This window comes from Enterobacter sp. CPE_E863 (assembly GCF_046521465.1).
Lineage (GTDB): Bacteria > Pseudomonadota > Gammaproteobacteria > Enterobacterales > Enterobacteriaceae > Enterobacter > Enterobacter adelaidei.
Genome location: NZ_JBKFZX010000001.1, coordinates 1,662,318 through 1,682,906, shown reverse-complemented (window position 1 = coordinate 1,682,906; position 20,589 = coordinate 1,662,318). Strand labels below are relative to the sequence as shown.

19 protein-coding genes and 1 pseudogene are annotated in these 20,589 nt (G+C 51.9%); 14 read left to right on the top strand and 6 right to left on the bottom strand.

Features of this window, described 5'->3' with window-relative positions:
• Positions 1 to 70: 70 nt before the first annotated feature.
• Positions 71 to 487 carry a pyrimidine (deoxy)nucleoside triphosphate diphosphatase gene (locus tag ACLHV8_RS08260; RefSeq protein ID WP_049007839.1) on the top strand — a complete coding sequence of 139 codons (417 nt, stop codon included), beginning with the start codon at positions 71 to 73 and terminating at the stop codon, positions 485 to 487.
• Here ACLHV8_RS08260 and ACLHV8_RS08255 read toward each other — a convergent pair.
• Positions 447 to 719 (bottom strand): YnjH family protein, encoded by a 273-nt coding sequence (locus tag ACLHV8_RS08255; protein WP_208593863.1) that lies wholly within the window; start codon positions 717 to 719, stop codon positions 447 to 449. The genes ACLHV8_RS08260 and ACLHV8_RS08255 overlap by 41 nt on opposite strands.
• A 228-nt stretch (positions 720 to 947) precedes the next feature.
• On the opposite strand from ACLHV8_RS08255, the gene gdhA reads away from it, so the two are divergent.
• The 7 genes and pseudogenes from gdhA to ACLHV8_RS08220 all read left to right on the top strand — a co-directional run bounded on the left by gdhA (position 948) and on the right by ACLHV8_RS08220 (position 8,254).
• Complete coding sequence (gene gdhA, locus ACLHV8_RS08250) at positions 948 to 2,291, top strand: NADP-specific glutamate dehydrogenase (RefSeq protein ID WP_208593862.1); 1,344 nt, start codon at positions 948 to 950, stop codon at positions 2,289 to 2,291.
• A gap of 651 nt (positions 2,292 to 2,942) precedes the next feature.
• Positions 2,943 to 3,922, top strand: a protein-coding gene (locus ACLHV8_RS08245) for an IS5-like element ISKpn26 family transposase (RefSeq protein WP_410392117.1) whose coding sequence is annotated in 2 segments (ribosomal slippage) — positions 2,943 to 3,216 and positions 3,216 to 3,922 — 981 coding nt in all. Because the reading frame shifts where the segments join, the coding sequence is not laid out codon by codon here.
• On the top strand, positions 3,904 to 4,224 hold the full coding sequence (locus ACLHV8_RS08240; protein ID WP_410376858.1) for a hypothetical protein: 321 nt from the start codon (positions 3,904 to 3,906) through the stop codon (positions 4,222 to 4,224). The genes ACLHV8_RS08245 and ACLHV8_RS08240 overlap by 19 nt, the downstream gene beginning before the upstream one ends.
• A 443-nt stretch (positions 4,225 to 4,667) precedes the next feature.
• Positions 4,668 to 5,646 (top strand): annotated as a pseudogene (locus ACLHV8_RS08235) (IS5-like element ISKpn26 family transposase).
• Positions 5,647 to 5,730: 84 nt separating this feature from the next.
• Entirely contained in the window at positions 5,731 to 6,330 is a 600-nt protein-coding gene (locus ACLHV8_RS08230) for a hypothetical protein (protein WP_410377043.1), read from the top strand.
• Positions 6,331 to 6,432: 102 nt separating this feature from the next.
• Positions 6,433 to 7,872 (top strand): PAAR domain-containing protein, encoded by a 1,440-nt coding sequence (locus tag ACLHV8_RS08225; protein ID WP_208593859.1) that lies wholly within the window; start codon positions 6,433 to 6,435, stop codon positions 7,870 to 7,872.
• Entirely contained in the window at positions 7,847 to 8,254 is a 408-nt protein-coding gene (locus ACLHV8_RS08220) for a hypothetical protein (protein ID WP_410376857.1), read from the top strand. The genes ACLHV8_RS08225 and ACLHV8_RS08220 overlap by 26 nt, the downstream gene beginning before the upstream one ends.
• Positions 8,255 to 8,602: 348 nt before the next feature.
• Here ACLHV8_RS08220 and ACLHV8_RS08215 read toward each other — a convergent pair whose 3' ends face one another.
• The 3 genes from ACLHV8_RS08215 to ACLHV8_RS08205 all read right to left on the bottom strand — a co-directional run bounded on the left by ACLHV8_RS08215 (position 8,603) and on the right by ACLHV8_RS08205 (position 12,226).
• Positions 8,603 to 10,510: a DNA topoisomerase III gene (locus ACLHV8_RS08215; protein WP_208593858.1), complete on the bottom strand. Its 1,908-nt coding sequence runs from the start codon at positions 10,508 to 10,510 to the stop codon at positions 8,603 to 8,605.
• A 4-nt stretch (positions 10,511 to 10,514) separates the two neighbouring features.
• Entirely contained in the window at positions 10,515 to 11,558 is a 1,044-nt protein-coding gene (gene selD, locus ACLHV8_RS08210; protein ID WP_028017188.1) for a selenide, water dikinase SelD, read from the bottom strand.
• A gap of 116 nt (positions 11,559 to 11,674) precedes the next feature.
• Positions 11,675 to 12,226, bottom strand: a complete 552-nt coding sequence (locus ACLHV8_RS08205) for an NAD(P)H nitroreductase (protein ID WP_108090175.1) — start codon at positions 12,224 to 12,226, stop codon at positions 11,675 to 11,677.
• A 167-nt stretch (positions 12,227 to 12,393) separates the two neighbouring features.
• Here ACLHV8_RS08205 and sppA point away from each other — a divergent pair, with 167 nt between their 5' ends.
• The 4 genes from sppA (at position 12,394) to ACLHV8_RS08185 (ending at position 17,456) form a co-directional block, all read left to right on the top strand.
• Entirely contained in the window at positions 12,394 to 14,250 is a 1,857-nt protein-coding gene (gene sppA / locus ACLHV8_RS08200; RefSeq protein WP_028017186.1) for a signal peptide peptidase SppA, read from the top strand.
• 63 nt (positions 14,251 to 14,313) lie between these two features.
• Complete coding sequence (ansA, locus tag ACLHV8_RS08195; RefSeq protein ID WP_208593857.1) at positions 14,314 to 15,330, top strand: asparaginase; 1,017 nt, start codon at positions 14,314 to 14,316, stop codon at positions 15,328 to 15,330.
• A gap of 9 nt (positions 15,331 to 15,339) precedes the next feature.
• Complete coding sequence (gene pncA / locus ACLHV8_RS08190; RefSeq protein WP_208593856.1) at positions 15,340 to 15,981, top strand: bifunctional nicotinamidase/pyrazinamidase; 642 nt, start codon at positions 15,340 to 15,342, stop codon at positions 15,979 to 15,981.
• A 218-nt stretch (positions 15,982 to 16,199) separates the two neighbouring features.
• Positions 16,200 to 17,456 carry a glycoside hydrolase family 18 protein gene (locus tag ACLHV8_RS08185; protein ID WP_208593855.1) on the top strand — a complete coding sequence of 419 codons (1,257 nt, stop codon included), beginning with the start codon at positions 16,200 to 16,202 and terminating at the stop codon, positions 17,454 to 17,456.
• 51 nt (positions 17,457 to 17,507) lie between these two features.
• Here the strand turns inward: ACLHV8_RS08185 and ACLHV8_RS08180 are convergent, their stop codons facing one another.
• Both ACLHV8_RS08180 and msrB read right to left on the bottom strand, forming a co-directional pair.
• On the bottom strand, positions 17,508 to 17,786 hold the full coding sequence (locus ACLHV8_RS08180) for a YeaC family protein (RefSeq protein ID WP_028017183.1): 279 nt from the start codon (positions 17,784 to 17,786) through the stop codon (positions 17,508 to 17,510).
• Between the two features lie 41 nt (positions 17,787 to 17,827).
• The gene (msrB, locus tag ACLHV8_RS08175) at positions 17,828 to 18,241 is read right to left on the bottom strand and encodes a peptide-methionine (R)-S-oxide reductase MsrB (RefSeq protein ID WP_028017182.1); all 414 of its coding nucleotides are present in this window, start codon (positions 18,239 to 18,241) and stop codon (positions 17,828 to 17,830) included.
• A 340-nt stretch (positions 18,242 to 18,581) separates the two neighbouring features.
• Between msrB and gapA the strand changes: the two genes are divergently transcribed.
• Both gapA and ACLHV8_RS08165 read left to right on the top strand, forming a co-directional pair.
• A complete protein-coding gene (gene gapA / locus ACLHV8_RS08170; RefSeq protein WP_014831506.1) occupies positions 18,582 to 19,577 on the top strand; it encodes a glyceraldehyde-3-phosphate dehydrogenase in 996 nt (331 codons plus the stop codon).
• 75 nt (positions 19,578 to 19,652) lie between these two features.
• A complete protein-coding gene (locus ACLHV8_RS08165) occupies positions 19,653 to 20,537 on the top strand; it encodes a D-hexose-6-phosphate mutarotase (RefSeq protein WP_208593854.1) in 885 nt (294 codons plus the stop codon).
• Positions 20,538 to 20,589 lie beyond the last annotated feature (52 nt).

Genomic DNA, 20,589 nt, shown 5'->3' with positions numbered 1-20,589 from the left:
TCTCCTGATGACTGGACTCTGACAAAGGGCAAGATAATATGGTGGTTTTCGCTTTCAAGTATTGACGACCATGCTTAAAACAGTCGATGTCGTTGCGGCAATCATCGAAAAAGACCATAAAATTTTACTCGCGCAGCGCCCGGCCCATGCTGACCAACCCGGTATGTGGGAATTCGCTGGTGGAAAAGTTGAAGCCGGAGAGACGCAACCCGAGGCGCTTGTCCGTGAGTTGTGGGAGGAGCTCGGTATTCAGGCCCAGCCGGGGCAGTATGTGGCAAGCCATCAGCGGGAAGTTTCGCAGCGGTTAATCAACCTTCATGCCTGGCACGTTCCCGCGTTTAGCGGTGAGCTGACGGCGCACTACCACAGCGCGCTGGTGTGGTGTACGCCTGAAGAGGCGTTCGGCTACGCCCTGGCCCCCGCGGATATTCCCCTGCTGGAAGCCTTTATTGTTTTACGCGACGCCAGACCAGCGGGTTCGTGCTAATCGTGCGCTCATCGCGCTGGCACTGCAACAGGACGCCATCCGCCTTCACCACAGCCCCTTCCGAATAGTTCTGATCCTGATAGATGCAGCACTGATTACAGGGCTGGGAACTTTGGCCGCTGGAGCTAAAGACCTCCGGCGGCACATTGACCTGGACATCCGGGCGAATGCGGTCAGCCTGAGCGCCTGCGGTAAACATCAAACATAACGCGATCGTCACATAACGGTTCATAGACTTGTCTTCCTGTTGTGTCCTGTTAACAACTATAACGGTTAACCGAAGCAGAACCTTTAATTTATCTCGTCATCGCTTTTTGTTATGACGCGCTGCGTATGATTAATTTCCCTTTCCGCATGAATTTCTGCTTGCCTGACAAACCAGTGCGGGTGGTATAGTCAAAAAAACAACACAAATCGCATAAGCAATAATCATAAAATGCCATAAGGGGTTCTTATATCTATGGATCAGACACGCTCTCTGGAAAGTTTCCTTACCCATGTTCAACAGCGCGACCCGCATCAGAGTGAGTTTGCGCAGGCCGTACGTGAAGTGATGACCACTCTGTGGCCCTTCCTTGAAGAAAACCCGCGTTATCGTCAGATGTCTCTGCTTGAGCGCCTCGTAGAGCCAGAGCGCGTGATCCAGTTCCGCGTGACCTGGGTGGATGACCGCAATCAGGTCCAGGTCAACCGCGCGTGGCGCGTGCAGTTCAACTCTGCCATCGGCCCGTTCAAAGGTGGGATGCGCTTCCATCCTTCGGTGAACCTGTCGATCCTGAAATTCCTTGGCTTTGAGCAGACGTTTAAAAATGCGCTGACCACCCTGCCAATGGGCGGAGGTAAAGGCGGAAGTGATTTCGACCCGAAAGGCAAAAGCGAAGGCGAAGTGATGCGTTTCTGTCAGGCGCTGATGACCGAACTCTATCGCCATCTTGGTCCGGACACCGACGTCCCGGCGGGAGATATCGGCGTGGGTGGCCGAGAAGTGGGCTTTATGGCCGGAATGATGAAAAAACTCTCCAACAACAGCGCCTGCGTCTTTACCGGCAAAGGTCTGTCGTTTGGCGGAAGTCTGATCCGCCCGGAAGCGACCGGGTACGGCCTGGTTTACTTCACCGAAGCCATGCTCAAGCGTCACGGCTTAGGCTTCGAAGGCATGCGCGTCGCGGTATCGGGCTCCGGCAACGTGGCGCAGTACGCAATTGAGAAAGCAATGCAGTTTGGCGCTCGCGTGGTGACCGCCTCTGACTCCGGCGGTACGGTGGTGGATGACGCGGGCTTTACGGCTGAGAAGCTGGCGCGCCTGTGTGAGATCAAAGCCAGCCGCGACGGGCGCTTGGCGGACTATGCCCGGGAATTTGGCCTGACCTGGCTGGAAGGCAAGCAGCCGTGGGGCGTGCCGGTGGATATCGCCCTGCCGTGTGCCACGCAAAACGAACTGGACGTCGACGCCGCACGCACGCTGATTAGCAACGGCGTGAAGGCGGTGGCTGAAGGCGCGAATATGCCGACCACCATCGAAGCGACCGATCTGTTCCTGGAAGCAGGCGTTTTGTTTGCACCGGGTAAGGCCGCGAACGCGGGTGGCGTGGCGACATCAGGCCTTGAGATGGCGCAAAACGCCGCACGTCTCGGCTGGAAAGCAGAGAAAGTGGATGCGCGTCTGCACCATATCATGCTGGATATTCACCATGCGTGTGTGGAGTACGGCGGTGAGGCATCGCAAACCAACTACGTGCGCGGCGCGAATATTGCCGGATTCGTTAAGGTGGCGGATGCAATGATTGGGCAGGGTGTGATTTAAGCTTTATATCGTGCGGCCGGGTGCCCTCACCCCGGCCCTCTCCCACAGGTTGAACAGTCAAATAAATTGAAGTTAATACGAGAGAGCTTAACTCTTAATTCATTGATTAACAACGACTTTAATCGCTTGCTTAAATAAAAATGGTCAATACACCCTTGTTTAAGAAACAGTTTATTTGAACTAATTTTTGAACTCTGAACGTATAGCACAACTTATGCAAGGAACTGAATAAGATGAATCCCACATTTATCTCGAAAAAGTCCGATCCCATCTCTCCACTCTTTTTGGCTATGGTATGCGCTGTGACAAATCTATTGAGTGCGAAACAGTTAACTTAAAATTTGATATACCGTTTAAGCCCGTAACGCCGATCCCTGTGATGGAGTGTGAGGCATATATAGGGAATCGCTTTCTTGATTTTGACGAACCAGGCAAGCTAATGAAAGATGCTCGCTCAGGAAACCACTTCACCTCCGATTTGAGCGTTTTTATAGAGCTGGCTTTCTTCTGCTGCGGTCAGCGTCCGTATGAGCTTATGGGCGCGGAGAAGCAGTATTACGACCGTGGGGCCCGGAAAACTAAGGGAAGGTGCGAACAAGTTCCTGATATGAGATCATCATATTCATCCGGAGCGCATCCCAGAGGGACATCATGAGCCATCAACTCACCTTCGCCGATAGTGAATTCAGCACTAAGCGCCGTCAGACCCGAAAAGAGATTTTCCTCTCCCGCATGGAGCAGATTCTGCCATGGCAGAATATGACCGCTGTCATCGAGCCGTTTTATCCCAAGGCGGGCAATGGCCGACGGCCCTATCCGCTGGAGACCATGCTGCGTATTCACTGCATGCAGCATTGGTACAACCTGAGCGACGGTGCCATGGAAGATGCCCTGTACGAAATCGCCTCCATGCGCCTGTTTGCCGATTATCCCTGGATAGCGCCCTGCCGGATCGCACCACCATCATGAATTTCCGCCACCTGCTCGAGCAGCATCAACTGGCCCGTCAATTGTTCAAGACCATCAATCGCTGGCTGGCCGAAGCAGGCGTCATGATGACCCAAGGCACTTTGGTGGATGCCACCATCATTGAGGCACCCAGCTCTACCAAGAACAAAGAGCAGCAACGCGATCCGGAGATGCATCAGACCAAGAAAGGCAATCAGTGGCACTTTGGCATGAAGGCCCACATTGGTGTCGATGCCAAGAGTGGCCTGACCCACAGCCTGGTCACCACCGCGGCCAACGAGCATGACCTCAATCAGCTGGGTAATCTGCTTCATGGAGAGGAGCAATTTGTCTCAGCCGATGCCGGCTACCAGGGCGCGCCACAGCGCGAGGAGCTGGCCGAGGTGGATGTGGACTGGCTGATCGCCGAGCGTCCCGGCAAGGTAAAAACCTTGAAGCAGCATCCGCGCAAGAACAAAACGGCCATCAACATCGAATACATGAAAGCCAGCATCCGTGCCAGGGTGGAGCACCCGTTTCGCATCATCAAGCGGCAGTTCGGCTTCGTGAAAGCCAGATACAAGGGGCTGCTGAAAAACGATAACCAACTGGCGATGTTATTCACCCTGGCCAACCTGTTTCGGGTGGACCAAATGATACGTCAGTGGGAGAGATCTCAGTAAAAACCGGAAATAACGCCAGAAATGGTGGAAAAAATAGCCTAAATAGGCTGATTCGATGTGTTTGCGGGAAAAAAATCGGCCCAGATCCGCGAAATTTTAATCAGCGAGTCAGCTTGGGAAGAAATGACCTGCTTATTCGCACCTTCCCTAAGGAGTGGTATCACCTCGCTTTATGTGATTCGGCTATCGCGCTGATAGATGAAATGTGTAAGCGTTATCCTGACAGCTCTTATATTTTCCCTGATATCTGGTATGAGCAGAAAAAAGCACGGTATCTTGAGAAAGAAAAAAATGGAACATAAAGAAATCCGTGATCGTATTCAGAACCATTGTAAAAATGACATATCCTCAAAGCATTATGACCGCTATGACTATTTTGAAGAAAAATGGAGGCCGTGATGGTTTGGGACGCCAAGCTAATTCCTTTAATTAAATAGCAGCAATGAATAAACTCCTCTTTTTTATAATTACAGCGAATAGGAAAGAGGGGTAAAAATGCGCATTTGAACTTTTATCCATAAAAATACGATATCTGTCACAGAACTGATAACACAGTAATTTTTATGTTCTCCGCTTCATTCTAAAAGGCAGGTATCATGGAAAAATATTGCTTTATAAACCAGATGGTAAACTCAAGTATTTAAATAAGATTCATTTATGGGTCGCTGCTGAGTTAGGGAAGGTGCGAACAAGTTCCTGATATGAGATCATCATATTCATCCGGAGCGCATCCCAGAGGGACATCATGAGCCATCAACTCACCTTCGCCGATAGTGAATTCAGCACTAAGCGCCGTCAGACCCGAAAAGAGATTTTCCTCTCCCGCATGGAGCAGATTCTGCCATGGCAGAATATGACCGCTGTCATCGAGCCGTTTTATCCCAAGGCGGGCAATGGCCGACGGCCCTATCCGCTGGAGACCATGCTGCGTATTCACTGCATGCAGCATTGGTACAACCTGAGCGACGGTGCCATGGAAGATGCCCTGTACGAAATCGCCTCCATGCGCCTGTTTGCCCGATTATCCCTGGATAGCGCCCTGCCGGATCGCACCACCATCATGAATTTCCGCCACCTGCTCGAGCAGCATCAACTGGCCCGTCAATTGTTCAAGACCATCAATCGCTGGCTGGCCGAAGCAGGCGTCATGATGACCAAGGCACTTTGGTGGATGCCACCATCATTGAGGCACCCAGCTCTACCAAGAACAAAGAGCAGCAACGCGATCCGGAGATGCATCAGACCAAGAAAGGCAATCAGTGGCACTTTGGCATGAAGGCCCACATTGGTGTCGATGCCAAGAGTGGCCTGACCCACAGCCTGGTCACCACCGCGGCCAACGAGCATGACCTCAATCAGCTGGGTAATCTGCTTCATGGAGAGGAGCAATTTGTCTCAGCCGATGCCGGCTACCAGGGAGCGCCACAGCGCGAGGAGCTGGCCGAGGTGGATGTGGACTGGCTGATCGCCGAGCGTCCCGGCAAGGTAAAACCTTGAAGCAGCATCCGCGCAAGAACAAAACGGCCATCAACATCGAATACATGAAAGCCAGCATCCGTGCCAGGGTGGAGCACCCGTTTCGCATCATCAAGCGGCAGTTCGGCTTCGTGAAAGCCAGATACAAGGGGCTGCTGAAAAACGATAACCAACTGGCGATGTTATTCACCCTGGCCAACCTGTTTCGGGTGGACCAAATGATACGTCAGTGGGAGAGATCTCAGTAAAAACCGGAAATAACGCCAGAAATGGTGGAAAAAATAGCCTAAATAGGCTGATTCGATGTGTTTGCGGGAAAAAAATCGGCCCAGATCCGCGAAATTTTAATCAGCGAGTCAGCTTGGGAAGAAATGACCTGCTTATTCGCACCTTCCTTAGTTGAAATCGTAGATGAACAAAGGAATATTAAGAAGTGGATGCGTCCATTGTGGGCCAGCGCCGAAGGCAATGAAGGGATTGTCGTCTATGTCTCTCGCCTTGATGCTGAAATTAGTATCAAACATATGAACAAACATGGTGCTGACTGGAAAGTGTATCCATTAAATGATTTCAATATCGAAGAAATGATGCTGGATAGCAAAGCAATTACAGAAAAGGAGAAATATCATTTTAATTTTTCATTTGGCTTTTGGGTGAGTAATGAAAAACAATTAATAAATAAAAATGGCTGGCTTTCACAATCATTCTTCTCAGAAGCATTTGATGTCAATTCATTAATTGAAAAGGAAGATAATGTGATATTTAGATTTAGTGAGGATTTGCAAAACAGTTTTTTGAAATGTTGGGATGAAAAAATAATAATCGAACCAAAGTATGTTGATTATCTTGAGACGATAAATAATAACGACGATAAATATATAGAAGAACAAGCGTTCAATGCATTAAATGCGACTAAAACAGTAGACAAGTAAAATGTATTGGGTGAGCTATTGAATGTATCATCAATATGGTCACCTACAGATAATAAATGGTTATATACAATTCTTAATGTAAATAAATAGTTGAGGTATAAAATGGCTACAGGATACTTTTTGGTGATTGGTGATAAAACCACTTGCGGTGGACACATTATCTCAGGGTGTGAAAACCATACGTTCTATGGCCGAGCAACGGCAAGGAATGGGGATAAGTATATATGCGGTGCTGATGGTAAGGTCTATCACATCGCAGGTGGGATTCCTAATTACACGATTCATGGTGTAGCTGCGGCGGGTACGCTTCACAGCAGGGGAACTTGCTCATGTCGTTGTCGCTTCATACTTTCAAACTGGAATGATACATACGATTTTGATTCACAACCTAAACTAGCCGCTGCACCTGTCGCGGTACCTAAACCTGCTCCAGCACCACAAGCGCCTAAACCAGCACCAGCAACCATTCCAGTGGTGCCAAAAGAGGAACCACGCGTTCCTGTTGATGCTGGCTTCTGTGTTCTCAAGTTTGGTGCTACACCATCCTCATATGAGCCGTGGTTTTTCGTTAAACCACCAGCGGGTACAACAGAGCTGTTCAGGAAGTTGAATCCAGAACGCAAGAAACAGCCTGGTTCAATACTGCTTGTCGTTGACCCTGAAAAGCAGGATGCAGAACAGATAAAAACAATGGAAAAGGCCAGGGATCGAATTGATGCCGCACTTGGACCTCTCACCCTTGATGAAGCCAGGTTATTGCATGATAACAGGGCCGCTGTTGACATTTTTTCATCACAAATATTTAACTCAGCATTAGGAGTATCGAGCAATACACTAGGCTATGCCAGTGAATTAGGTGGTGCCTATTATGAAGAAATAAATAACACATTAAAAGAAATACAAAAACTTTACCAGGACACATACAGCTCTAATCACGGAATAATTTCCGGGCAGGAGTTTTTGGGTCAGCGTCAGCGGTTGTTTAATAAATTGGATGTAATATTGAATCGCTATACTAAATCACATTTAGGATTGGCTCAATATGACAGCATTAAAAAATCATTAGGTTTGTCCACTAGCTCCATTATGCATAAGTGGGATCAAACTGGCATTGATGATATAGAAGGATATGCAACATATATAGAAAATTCTGCAAAACTGATAAAGGTAATGCGTAATGTTGGTTATGTTGGAATTGGTTTGGACTTTGCCAGCTATTCATCAAACGTTTATGATGCATGTTCCAAAGGCCGCAAAGATGCATGTAAGAAAGCGGCATTAGTAGAGTACGGAAAGTTTGGAGGTAAGCAGGTTGTTTCTTATGCAGCAGGAGGAATTGCTGGTTGGGCGGCCCGCAGCGTCTGCCTGTGGGCTTTAGGACTTGTTACAGCGGAAGCTGGGGGCATAGGCGCAGGATTGTGCCTGGTTACTGGTATTGGAGCCTCCATCGCGGGAGGGGATTTTGCACAGGATTCAGGGGAAAAAGCAGGGGAATTTTTAGGAGGAGAAATAATATATGAAAAATTATTTGATGGAAAATAGTAAAGAAATAGCTGGGTATATGTTTGGTATTGGTATGATTTTATTAATATTAACATTGCTGTTAGCTATATATAACGAAAGACAATATAAAAAAATAGTGACACTCTATACTGCGAAATTTGGAACACTACCTGTTACTGCTGCAATGTCAAAACATGCGAGCCTAATTGCTACGCCGGGTGCATATTTTGCAAAGATAGGTTTTATTTTCGAGAGTCTGATCTCCCCTTACAATCGAATATCAAATCATGATATGTCAAGAGATGCATATGATTTCATAAGGGGATTACCGTTCAAGTATACAATAGGATTTAAGTTATTTATTGCCTTATTTATATTGGGGTTTCTATTTATGATCCCTTCATTTGTTATTTTTAACTAAAACCCGATGAAAAGCCATGCTTGCATCAACAAGCAGTCTGACGCCACTCATAGAGTGGCGTAGACCGTCGTGATAGATTCGGGTGACATAAATCTTCCTTGGATGTGTTAGCACAACTAATAAACAATTTTTGTGTAGATGAAGTTAAACGCGGAATGCTGTTTATGCAATAATCTGCATAAATCAGAAAAGGAGGGTGTTTGTCCTTTTGGAATTTGAACTTTTCTTTGAACGTAAAAAAACTGACCAAAGAAATTACTCTCTAATCAGTTATTTTATAATAATTTTAAATAGGGTATTTATTCTACCCCAGCCCTCTCCCACCGGAAGAGGGAGAAAAACCGTGTGTCAGGCCGCACTCTTCTTCTTTTTAAAGGGTTTCTTCGCGCCAGCACCTGGCGCAACCATCCCTCGGAACCGCTTCACCGGCGTGCTGCGCGCCTGATCGATCAGCTGATAAAGCGTCCCCACCAGCGGCTGCATAAAGTCCTGATAGCGGCACTGCTTTTCGCTGATTTGCGTCAGCACGGACTCCCAGTGCGCCGTCATGTCTGGCCTTGCCGCCAGCTCAGGCAGCGAATGAATCAGTGCGCGTCCGGGTTCCGTTGAATGGATGTAACGCCCTTTTTTCTCCAGAAAACCGCGCTTAAACAGCAGTTCTATAATACCTGCACGCGTTGCTTCGGTACCCAATCCATCGGTTGCGCGCAGGATCTTCTTCAGATCTTTATCCTGCACAAAACGGGCTATTCCCGTCATGGCTGAAAGCAGCGTCGCATCCGTGAAATGGCGTGGCGGCTGGGTTTGACGTTCATCCACTTCGCCCTTCTCACACAGCAGTTCGTCATCTTTGGCGACGACAGGCAGCGGCGTGCCGTCGTTCTCTTCATCACGCTCTTTGTTCCCCAACAGCGTACGCCAGCCTGCTTCTGCAAGGAAACGCGCTTTGGCGACAAACTTGCCTTTGACAATCTCCAGCTCAATAACGCACTTGCGGAACACCGCGTCCGGGCAGAACTGCATCAGGTACTGACGGGCAATCAGGTTATAAACCTTCGCTTCGTTATCGGTCAGATTGACGTTGCTGGCGCGCGCCGTCGGGATAATCGCATGGTGAGCATCCACCTTTTTATCGTCCCAGCAGCGGTTATGGGTATCCGGGTTCACCGCCGGTTGCGGCAGCAGATCCGGCGCGTGGACGCTAATGGCGTTCATCACCGAATGACGTACGGCAAAATGCTCTTCCGGCAAATAACGACTATCCGAACGCGGATAGGTGATCAGCTTGTGGGTTTCGTAGAGCTTCTGGCAGATGTCCAGCACGTTCTGCGCGCTGAGGCCAAAGCGCTTCGCGGCCTCAATCTGCAGGGCTGATAGCGAGAACGGCAATGGTGCCGGTTCTGATTCCCGTTTATCGTTATAGCTGGTAACGATAGCCGGCTGACCTGTAATGCGGTTAACCACATGATCCGCCAGCGGACGGTGCAGCAGTCGCCCCTCTTCGTCCTGATACGACTCACAGGCATCGCTCGGCTGCCAGACAGCGGTAAAGCGTTCGTCTTTAGGCGTGACGATATGCGCTTTCACTTCAAAGAAATCTTTGGCGACAAAGTTCTCAATCTCCTCGTCGCGACGCACAACAAGCCCCAACACCGGCGTTTGCACACGGCCCACAGAGAGCACGCCCTGATAACCCGCGTTACGCCCAAGAATGGTATACGCACGGGTCATGTTAATCCCGTACAGCCAGTCCGCACGGGCGCGGGCCAGCGCGGAGACGCACAGTGGGATAAACTCGCTGTTGGCGCGCAGACGGGAGATCGCTCGTTCAACGGCCTGTGGGTTGAGGTCGTTAATCAGGCAACGCTGCACCTGCTGACGCTTTTCCGGTGCCAGTTCCAGATAGTCCAGCACTTCATCGACCAACAGTTGCCCTTCTCTGTCCGGGTCACCCGCGTGGACGATTTCAGTGGCCTCATGCAGGAAGCGCTTGATCACGTTGAGCTGTTTGGTGACCGAAGGCCGGGGTTGCAGGCGCCATTTATCTGGCACAATGGGCAGATCGTTCAGATTCCAGCGGGCATAGCGGCTGTCGTAGACATCCGGCTGCGCCTGCTCAAGCAGGTGACCAATACACCAGGTGACCACCTGCCCGTTGCCACATTCGATAAAGCCATCGCCTTTGCGATGCGGTTTAGGTAGCACATCGGCGATGGCTCGCGCCAGACTCGGCTTTTCGGCAATAAACAACCGCATCGAATTAACGGATCTCAATCATCGGTCGACCACCGCGCGCGGTCACCAGCTCACCGATCGCCGTCAGGGTAATACCAAACTCGGCGGCAGTCGCCTGTACCTCTGCTTCGGATTCCGGTGTGACCGCCAGCAGCAGGCCGCCAGAGGTTTGCGGATCGCACAGCAGGTTACGCCATTCTTCAGGCATCTCGCCCATCAAATGACCATAGCTGGCGAAGTTGCGCTGCGTACCGCCCGGAACCGCGCCCTGAGCAATATACTCTTCCACGCCCGGCAGCTTCGGCACATCCTGATACCAGACCTGCGCCTGCACGCCCGCCCCCTGACAGACCTCGGAAAGATGTCCCAACAGACCAAAGCCGGTCACGTCAGTCATCGCCTTCACGCCGTCAATGTTGGCGAAAGCCGCACCGGCGAGGTTCATCTGGCACATGACTTCCGTTGCCAGCCCTTTGTGCTCCGGTTTGAGCAGGGATTTTTTCTCAGCGGTAGTGAGTACGCCAATGCCCAGCGGCTTGGTAAGGAACAGTTTGCAGCCTGCCTGCGCAGTGCTGTTGCGCTTCACGCGTTCAGTAGGAACCACGCCAGTGACGGCGAGGCCAAAAATAGGCTCAGGCGCATCAATCGAGTGACCGCCGGCCAGCGCAATCCCCGCCTGCTGGCAGGCAAAACGCCCACCCTCGATCACCTCGCGGGCAACTTCCGGCGGGATGGTGTTGATCGGCCAGCCCAGAATGGCAATCGCCATAATCGGCTTACCGCCCATGGCGAAAATATCGCTGATGGCGTTGGTGGCCGCAATGCGCCCAAAATCGAACGGATTGTCGACAATCGGCATAAAGAAGTCGGTGGTACTGATAATGCTGGTGCCGTTACCTAAGTCATAAACTGCAGCATCGTCGCGCGTTTCATTGCCAACAAGCAGGTTCGGGTCGACAAACTTCGCCTGTTCACTGTGCAGGATGGTCTCCAGCACTTTCGGGGAAATTTTACAACCGCAACCGGCTCCGTGGCTGTACTGCGTTAAACGAATGGTTTGCTCGCTCATGGACGTCTCCTGTCATCTCAATCGCGCTATGGTAGCGCTCATTCCATAAAGAGGTAAGTATGACTGTCTGAATTCTGCGGCAGATGCTCAGAATCCAGACAGTTTAGCGTGCGTTATCAGAAACGGCTGACGAAAGGCGTGGTGTCCGGCACGCTGATGGTGCTGGAGGCTTTAAGCTGTGGAGTGCCGAGGTAGAGGAAACCGACAATTTTGTCATGCTCACCGCAATCAAAACCGTCACGAACCACCGGGCTTTCGGTTAATGCACCGGTGCGCCAGATACCGTTAAACCCTTGCGCGACGGCAGCCATTTGCATCGCCATCACCGCACAGCCTGCGGACATTTCCTGTTCCCAGACCGGCACTTTATGGTCTGGCTGGCATTTTGCCACGACGGCGATGATCATCGGTGCGCGGAACGGGGCACTGCGCGCCTTGTCGATACCTTTCTCATCCTGTCCGGCGGCAATCGCGCCCTGCTCCAGCAGCTGACTGAAACGATCGCGGCCTTCGCCTTCAATCACAAAGAAGTGCCACGGCTGCAGCGTGCCATGATCCGGGGCACGCATGCCGGCACGCAGAATGTTCTCCAGCTGCTCGCCTGCCGGGGCAGGTTCGGCCAGACGGGAGGCGCTACGGCGGTTAACAAGCAGTTCGAGTGCGTCCATTGGTTAACTCCTTTCTTGAAATTTACTCACAAAATTAACACGACGGCAGATTTTGTTACAGCCTGGCAGGCGATTCCTGCTGACAAGTGGCGGTTGGGTCATTACGATAACCCAACATTACCGTCCAGTGGCGACGGAAACAGTCATTTTCTGGTTAGGGAGAATACATGCGAACCCTTTGGCGAATCTTTGCCGGTTTCTTTAAATGGACGTGGAGACTGCTCAACTTCGTCCGCAACCTGGTGATGAATATCTTCTTCATCTTCCTGGTTCTGGTTTGCGCGGGCATCTGGATGCACATCAGCAGTGCAAATCAGGCTCAGCATTCAACGCGCGGCGCGCTATTACTCGATATCACCGGCGTGATTGTTGATAAGCCGTCCACAAGCAGTCGCCTGAGCGTGATTGGTCGCCAGCTGTTTGGCGCAACCTCAGACCGCCTGCAGGAAAACTCCCTTTTTGATATTGTCGATACCATTCGTCAGGCGAAAGACGACCGTAACATCACGGGGATCGTGCTGGATCTGAAAGATTTTGCCGGAGGCGATCAGCCATCCATGCAGTACATCGGTAAAGCCCTGCGCGAATTCCGCGACAGCGGCAAGCCGGTGATTGCCGTAGGGGACAGCTACAGCCAGGGGCAGTATTACCTGGCGAGCTTTGCTAATAAAATCTGGCTCTCCCCGCAGGGCACGGTGGATCTGCACGGCTTTGCCACCAATGGTCTGTACTACAAATCCCTTCTCGACAAGCTGAAAGTCACCACCCACGTCTTCCGCGTCGGTACCTATAAATCTGCCGTTGAGCCATTTATTCGCGATGATATGTCCCCTGCCGCCCGTGAAGCCGACAGCCGCTGGATTGGCGAGCTGTGGCAGAACTATCTGGGCACCGTTGCCGCTAACCGCCAGATTACGCCTGAGCAGGTGTTCCCTGGCGCGCAGGGTGTGCTGGACGGCCTGCGCAAGGTTGACGGTGATACCGCGAAATATGCGCTTGATAACAAACTGGTTGATGCTCTGGGCACGAGTGCCGAGATTGAAAAATCCCTGAGCAAGCAGTTTGGCTGGAGCAAAGAGGATAAAAATTACAGCGCCATCAGCATGTATGATTACTCAACGAAAAAGCCGGATGACAGCGGTGACAGCGTCGCCGTGGTGTTTGCCAACGGAGCCATCATGGACGGTCAGGAGACCCCGGGTAACGTGGGCGGTGATACTACCGCGTCACAAATCCGCGATGCTCGCCTGGATCCGAAAGTGAAAGCGATCGTCCTGCGGGTGAACAGCCCTGGGGGCAGCGTCAGTGCTTCAGAGGTGATCCGCGCTGAACTGGCAGCAGTGCGTGCCGCTGGCAAGCCGGTCGTCGTATCAATGGGTGGAATGGCCGCCTCTGGTGGTTACTGGATCTCAACGCCAGCCAACTACATCGTGGCCAACCCAAGCACGCTGACCGGCTCGATTGGCATCTTCGGGGTGATCAACACCGTGGAAAACAGCCTTGATTCGTTGGGTGTGCACACCGATGGCGTTGCCACCTCTCCGCTGGCGGATGTGTCGGTGACCAAATCCCTGCCGCCGGAAGTTTCTGAGATGATGCAGCTCAGTATTGAGAATGGCTACAAACGCTTTATCACTCTGGTGGCAGATTCCCGTAAAAAGACGCCGGACCAGATAGACCAGATTGCACAGGGTCACGTCTGGACCGGTCAGGATGCGAAGAGCAACGGCCTGGTCGACAGCCTGGGCGACTTCGATGACGCGGTGAAGAAAGCCGCTGAGCTGGCGAAGCTCAAGCAGTGGCATGTTGAGTATTACCAGGATGAACCGTCGTTCTTTGATCTGGTGATGAACAGTATGTCCGGTTCGGTTCGCGCCATGTTGCCTGAGGCATTGCAGGCGTACCTGCCTGCGCCAGTGGTGACTGCCGCCAAAGCGATGAAAGCAGAGAGCGATAAGCTCGCGGCCTTTAACGATCCACAGAGTCGTTACGCGTTTTGCCTGACCTGCGCGAACGTCCGTTAAAAACCGTCCCCTCTTCCTGCGAAGAGGGGATTTTTTTCTTTTGAAGAACAAGAACTCACTACCATGCAGAAGAAATCGATTTATGTAGCCTACACTGGCGGTACCATCGGTATGCAGCGCTCTGAAAACGGCTATATCCCTATCTCCGGCCACCTTCAGCGTCAGCTTGCGTTGATGCCAGAATTCCACCGTCCGGAAATGCCTGACTTTACTATCCACGAATACGAGCCGCTGATGGACTCCTCCGACATGACGCCGGAAGACTGGCAGCACATCGCGGATGACATTAAAGCCCATTACGACCAGTACGACGGTTTCGTGATCCTGCATGGTACAGACACCATGGCCTTTACCGCCTCGGCGCTCTCCTTCATGCTGGAGAACCTGAGCAAGCCGGTTATCGTCACCGGGTCGCAAATCCCGTTGGCGGAGCTTCGCTCTGACGGGCAGATCAACCTGCTTAACTCCCTGTACGTGGCGGCGAATTACCCGATTAACGAAGTGTCGCTGTTCTTTAATAACCGTCTGTATCGCGGCAACCGCACAACTAAAGCCCACGCCGACGGTTTTGACGCCTTCGCCTCCCCTAACCTGCAGCCGCTGCTGGAAGCCGGTATTCATATCCGTCGTCTGGGAACGCCTCCGGCACCGAACACCGCCGGCGAGCTGATTGTGCATCCGATTACTCCGCAACCGATTGGCGTGGTCACCATTTACCCGGGTATCTCCGCCGACGTGGTGCGCAACTTCCTGCGTCAGCCAGTAAAAGCGCTAATTTTACGCTCCTATGGCGTGGGCAATGCGCCGCAGAACGGCGAGTTCCTGAAAGAGTTGCAGGAAGCGAGCGAACGCGGAATTGTGGTCGTGAACCTGACCCAGTGTATGTCCGGAAAGGTCAACATGGGCGGCTATGCCACCGGTAACGCGCTGGCGCATGCTGGGGTGATCAGCGGCTTCGATATGACCGTTGAGGCAACGCTGACTAAACTTCACTATTTACTGAGTCAGGATCTGGACATTCAGTCCATTCGCAGCGCGATGATGCAAAACCTGCGCGGCGAACTGACCCCGGACGAATAAGGAGTGCTCATGAAGCAACGCGCCCTGCTACTGGTCGATTTGCAAAATGATTTCTGCGCGGGCGGTGCGCTGGCCGTCGCCGAAGGTGACAGCACCGTTGACGTGGCAAATACGCTGATTGACTGGTGCAAAGCTCGCGGTGAAGCGGTTCTCGCAAGCCAGGACTGGCACCCGGCGAATCACGGTAGTTTTGCCAGTCAGCACAACGTAGAGCCGTTCAGCCAGGGTGAACTTGACGGCCTGGCGCAAACCTTCTGGCCGGATCACTGCGTGCAGCAGACGGAAGGTGCGGCGTTGCATCCGCTCCTGAATCAGAAGGCCATCGACGCGGTGTTCCATAAAGGGGAAAACTCGGCTATCGACAGCTATAGCGCGTTTTTCGATAACGGGCATCGCCAGAAAACAGCGCTGGACGCGTGGTTACGTCACCACGAAATCACGGAGCTGATCGTGCTGGGTCTGGCAACGGATTACTGCGTGAAGTTCACCGTGCTGGATGCGCTCCAGTTAGGTTATACCGTCAGCGTCATCACCGACGGCTGCCGAGGGGTGAACATTCAGCCGCATGACAGCGCCCAGGCGTTTATGGATATGGCCGCTGAAGGCGCGACGCTGTATACGCTCGAAGACTGGCTCGAGACGCAGGCGTAGTCTTTTAAGCCGGGTGGCGCTGCGCTTACCCGGCCTACAAAACCACAGAAAGTAGGCCGGGTAAGGCGAAGCCGCCACCCGGCATTTCTTCCCCAATCCCCATAAAGTGAACTCCCTCGCATCCTCAGCGAAGCGGCAATGCTATTCTCCTCAGGTTGTTTTTTCGCCACGCCTTTTCCGTGGCGTGGTTAATTTTATTAAGTCAAAGAGGAACTTGTATGAAACGTTTGCCCTTGCTGGCAGCATTACCCTTGCTTTGCGCGTCACTTGCTTCCGCCGCACCCCTGATGTCCGTGGGCTACTTTAACGGGGGTGGCGATGTCACCGCCGGACCGGGTGGTGATATCAATAAACTGGACGTTCGCCAGATCACCCACCTCAACTACTCGTTCGGTCTGGTCTATAACGACGAAAAAGACGAAACCAACGCCGCGCTGAAAGATCCGGCGAAATTGCATCAGATCTGGCTATCGCCAAAAGTTGCTTCCGATCTGGCCCTGATCCCTGCCCTGCGAAAACAAAATCCAAACCTTAAAGTGCTACTCTCCGTTGGCGGCTGGGGGGCGCGTGGCTTCTCCGGCGCCGCGGCAACCAAAGAAACGCGCGCGGTATTTATCCGCTCCGCACAGGAGATTGTCGACAAATACGGTCTGGACGGGATCGATCTCGACTGGGAGTATCCGGTCAACGGCGCCTGGGGGCTGGTTGCCAGTACGCCTGCCGACAGGGATAATTTCACCGCCCTGCTGAAAGAGATGCGCAATGCCTTCGGGCACAAAAAGCTGGTTACCATCGCGGTAGGCGCCAATGCGGAAAGTCCGAAAAACTGGGTGGATGTCAAAGCCATCGCTCCCCTGCTCGACTACATCAACCTGATGACCTATGACATGGCGTACGGTACACAGTACTTCAACGCCAATCTGTATGATTCCAGCGCCTGGCCGACGGTGGCTGCCGCAGACAAGTACAGCGTCGATTTTGTGGTGAACAACTATCTTGCCGCCGGGTTAAAGCCACAGCAAATGAACCTTGGGATCGGCTTCTATGGCCGCGTGCCGAAACGCTCTGTTGAACCGGGTATTGACTGGAGCAAACCGGATGCGCAAAAAAATCCTGTCACCCAGCCGTACTTTGGGACTCAGGAGATCGGGTTATTTAAGTCTCTCGGCTACGACCTGACCAAAGATACTTACGTGAAGTACAACGATATCGTGAAGAAGCTGTTGAACGATCCGCAGAAGCGTTTTACCGAGCACTGGGACGATCAGGCGAAAGTGCCGTGGCTTTCGGTGAAGGGTGCCGATGGCAACGCGCTGTTTGCGATTTACTATGAGAACCCGCGTTCCGTTGCAATCAAAGCGGACTACATCAAAGAGAAAGGTCTCGCCGGGGCGATGTTCTGGGAGTACGGGGCTGACGACGAAAACCTGCTAGCGAAACAGCTGGCGGAGTCGCTCGGGATCCCACACAAGTAGTGAGTCAATCAAGCCCTCTCCCACAGGGAGAGGGCTGGGTGAGGCGCACCGTTATTGCATTTTCATTGTCGCAATCGGCTTCGGCGTGATACCAAAGTCTTCTTTCAATTCGCGCTTACTCTTCATCACCATCTGACCCTGGGTGTCGATAGTCATGTGCTGCGCATCCGTGTTATTGCGCGCCTGCCACAACATCACCAGTTGCAAACTGTTCTCTTTTTGATCCGGGGTAAGCGCGACGCCATCAGGCCATTTTCCAAGTTCTACGGCGGTAACCAGACGCTGATAAATTTCCGGCGTCATACCGTTAATCATGTCATCAATATTCACGATCTCTCCTTTTCAAAGGAATAATTTGCTGAATCGTTTTTTCAACCTTTGATCTGGTCGCCGTTTTCGTCATCGGTGAAGCTCATAGAGGCCGAGTTCACACAGAAACGTTCACCCGTTGGCTGAGGGCCATCCGGGAAGACATGACCAAGGTGCGCGTCGCAGTTTCCACAACGAATTTCGGTACGCACCATGCCGTGTGAGGAATCTGTCAGATAGCGGATTGCGTCATCGCTTACCGGCTCATAAAAGCTCGGCCAGCCGCAGCCGGAATCAAATTTCGTTTGGGAATTGAACAGTGGGGCATCACAGACCAGACAGTGGTAGACGCCGTCTCGCTTGTTGTGCAGTAAACGCCCGGTGAATGGCGGTTCTGTTCCGTGATTCTGGGTCACGTAAAACTGCATTTCTGTGAGGTTTTTTTTCAAATCGTCAGGGTTACGTTGGTTCGACATATGCTTACATCTCGCTGTAGAAACAGACATCTTTTAACCCGGATTCTAACAAAACATTAACACCCTTGCGTGCACTTTTGTTCTAAACTTAAGTGTCGCGAAAAAGCGGTCAGGCAATTGTGATCTTGTTCACATTTTTATCCTGTGAGGACTTTAAAATCCCGGGCGCAGCCCCCATTGGTTGCAAGCTCAAAGGGAAAGTGAGGCGAGTCAGTCGCACAAAAGTTAGTCACAGGATTGATTTGTCGCAATGATTGACACGATTCCGCTTGACGCTGCGTAAGGTTTTTGTAATTTTACAGGCAACCTTTTATTCACTAACAAATAGCTGGTGGAATATATGACTATCAAAGTAGGTATCAACGGTTTTGGCCGTATCGGCCGTATTGTTTTCCGTGCTGCTCAGAAACGTTCTGACATCGAAATCGTTGGTATCAACGATCTCCTGGACGCTGAATACATGGCGTACATGCTGAAGTACGACTCAACTCACGGTCGTTTCGACGGCACCGTTGAAGTGAAAGACGGCCACCTGGTTGTTAACGGCAAAACCATCCGCGTTACTGCTGAGAAAGACCCAGCTAACCTGAAATGGAACGAAATCGGTGTTGACGTTGTTGCTGAAGCAACCGGTATCTTCCTGACCGACGAAACTGCGCGTAAACACATTACCGCGGGTGCGAAGAAAGTTGTTCTGACTGGTCCTTCCAAAGACAACACCCCAATGTTCGTTCGTGGTGCAAACTTCGAAACTTACGCTGGCCAGGATATCGTGTCTAACGCATCCTGCACCACCAACTGCCTGGCACCGCTGGCTAAAGTTATCAACGACAACTTCGGCATCATCGAAGGTCTGATGACTACTGTTCACGCGACCACCGCTACTCAGAAAACCGTTGATGGCCCGTCTCACAAAGACTGGCGTGGTGGCCGTGGCGCGGCTCAGAACATCATCCCATCCTCTACCGGTGCTGCTAAAGCGGTAGGTAAAGTACTGCCAGAACTGAATGGCAAACTGACTGGTATGGCGTTCCGCGTTCCAACTCCTAACGTATCCGTTGTTGACCTGACCGTTCGTCTGGAAAAAGCTGCTTCTTATGAAGAAATTAAGAAAGCAATCAAAGCTGCTTCCGAAGGCGCAATGAAAGGCGTTCTGGGCTACACAGAAGACGACGTTGTATCTACCGATTTCAACGGCGAAGTGTGCACTTCTGTGTTCGATGCTAAAGCTGGTATCGCACTGAACGACAACTTCGTTAAACTGGTATCCTGGTACGACAACGAAACCGGCTACTCTAACAAAGTACTGGACCTGATCGCTCACATCTCCAAATAAGTTGAGATGAGTGCTTGATCCAAAAAGGCGACTACGGTCGCCTTTTTTATTGCTTTAAAGACAGAGGATTGCGTAATGATTAATAAAATTTTTGCACTTCCGGTAGTCGAACAACTTACCCCTGTGCTCTCCCGCCGTCAGATCGACGGTGCCGATATTATCGTCGTTGACCATCCGCGCGTAAAAGCCTCCGTAGCGCTGAACGGCGCCCACCTCCTCTCCTGGAAACCTGAAGGAGAAGTTGAAGGTTTGTGGCTGAGTGATGCAACCTCTTTCAAAAAAGGGGCCGCGATCCGAGGTGGCGTGCCGATCTGCTGGCCGTGGTTCGGCCCGTCCGCGCAACAGGGTTTGCCTTCTCACGGTTTTGCCCGTAACCAGCAGTGGACGCTGAAAGCGCATAATGAAGATGACAACGGCGCAGTGCTGACCTTTGAGCTGCAGGCTAATGATGAAACCCGCGCCCTCTGGCCGCACGATTTCACCCTTTACGCCCGCTTTAAGCTGGCTAAAACCTGTGAAATTGAACTGGAAGCCCATGGCGAGTTCGAAACCACCTCTGCCCTGCACACCTATTTCAACGTGGGTGATATCAACGCAGTGAAGGTGAGCGGTCTTGGCGATACCTTTATCGACAAAGTGGACAACGCCAAAGAAGGCAAGCTCAGCGACGGGGTACAAACGTTCCCTGATCGTACCGACCGCGTATATCAGCATCCGGAAGCGTGCAGCGTGATCCACGACGGAGCCCTGAACCGCGGAATTGAAGTGGTTCACCACCATCACAGCGACGTGGTGGGCTGGAACCCAGGTCCGGCTGTTTCTATTAGCATGGCAGACGTACCTGACGATGGTTACAAAACCTTCGTCTGCGTAGAAACGGCTTGCGTGACGACGCCGCAGAAAGCCAGCGAAGAAAAACCATCTCGTTTAGGGCAAACCATTCGCATTGTTAAGCGCTAATCCCGCTGCACCGCTATAAAGCAAACGGGGCGCTCGCGCCCCGTTTTGATGC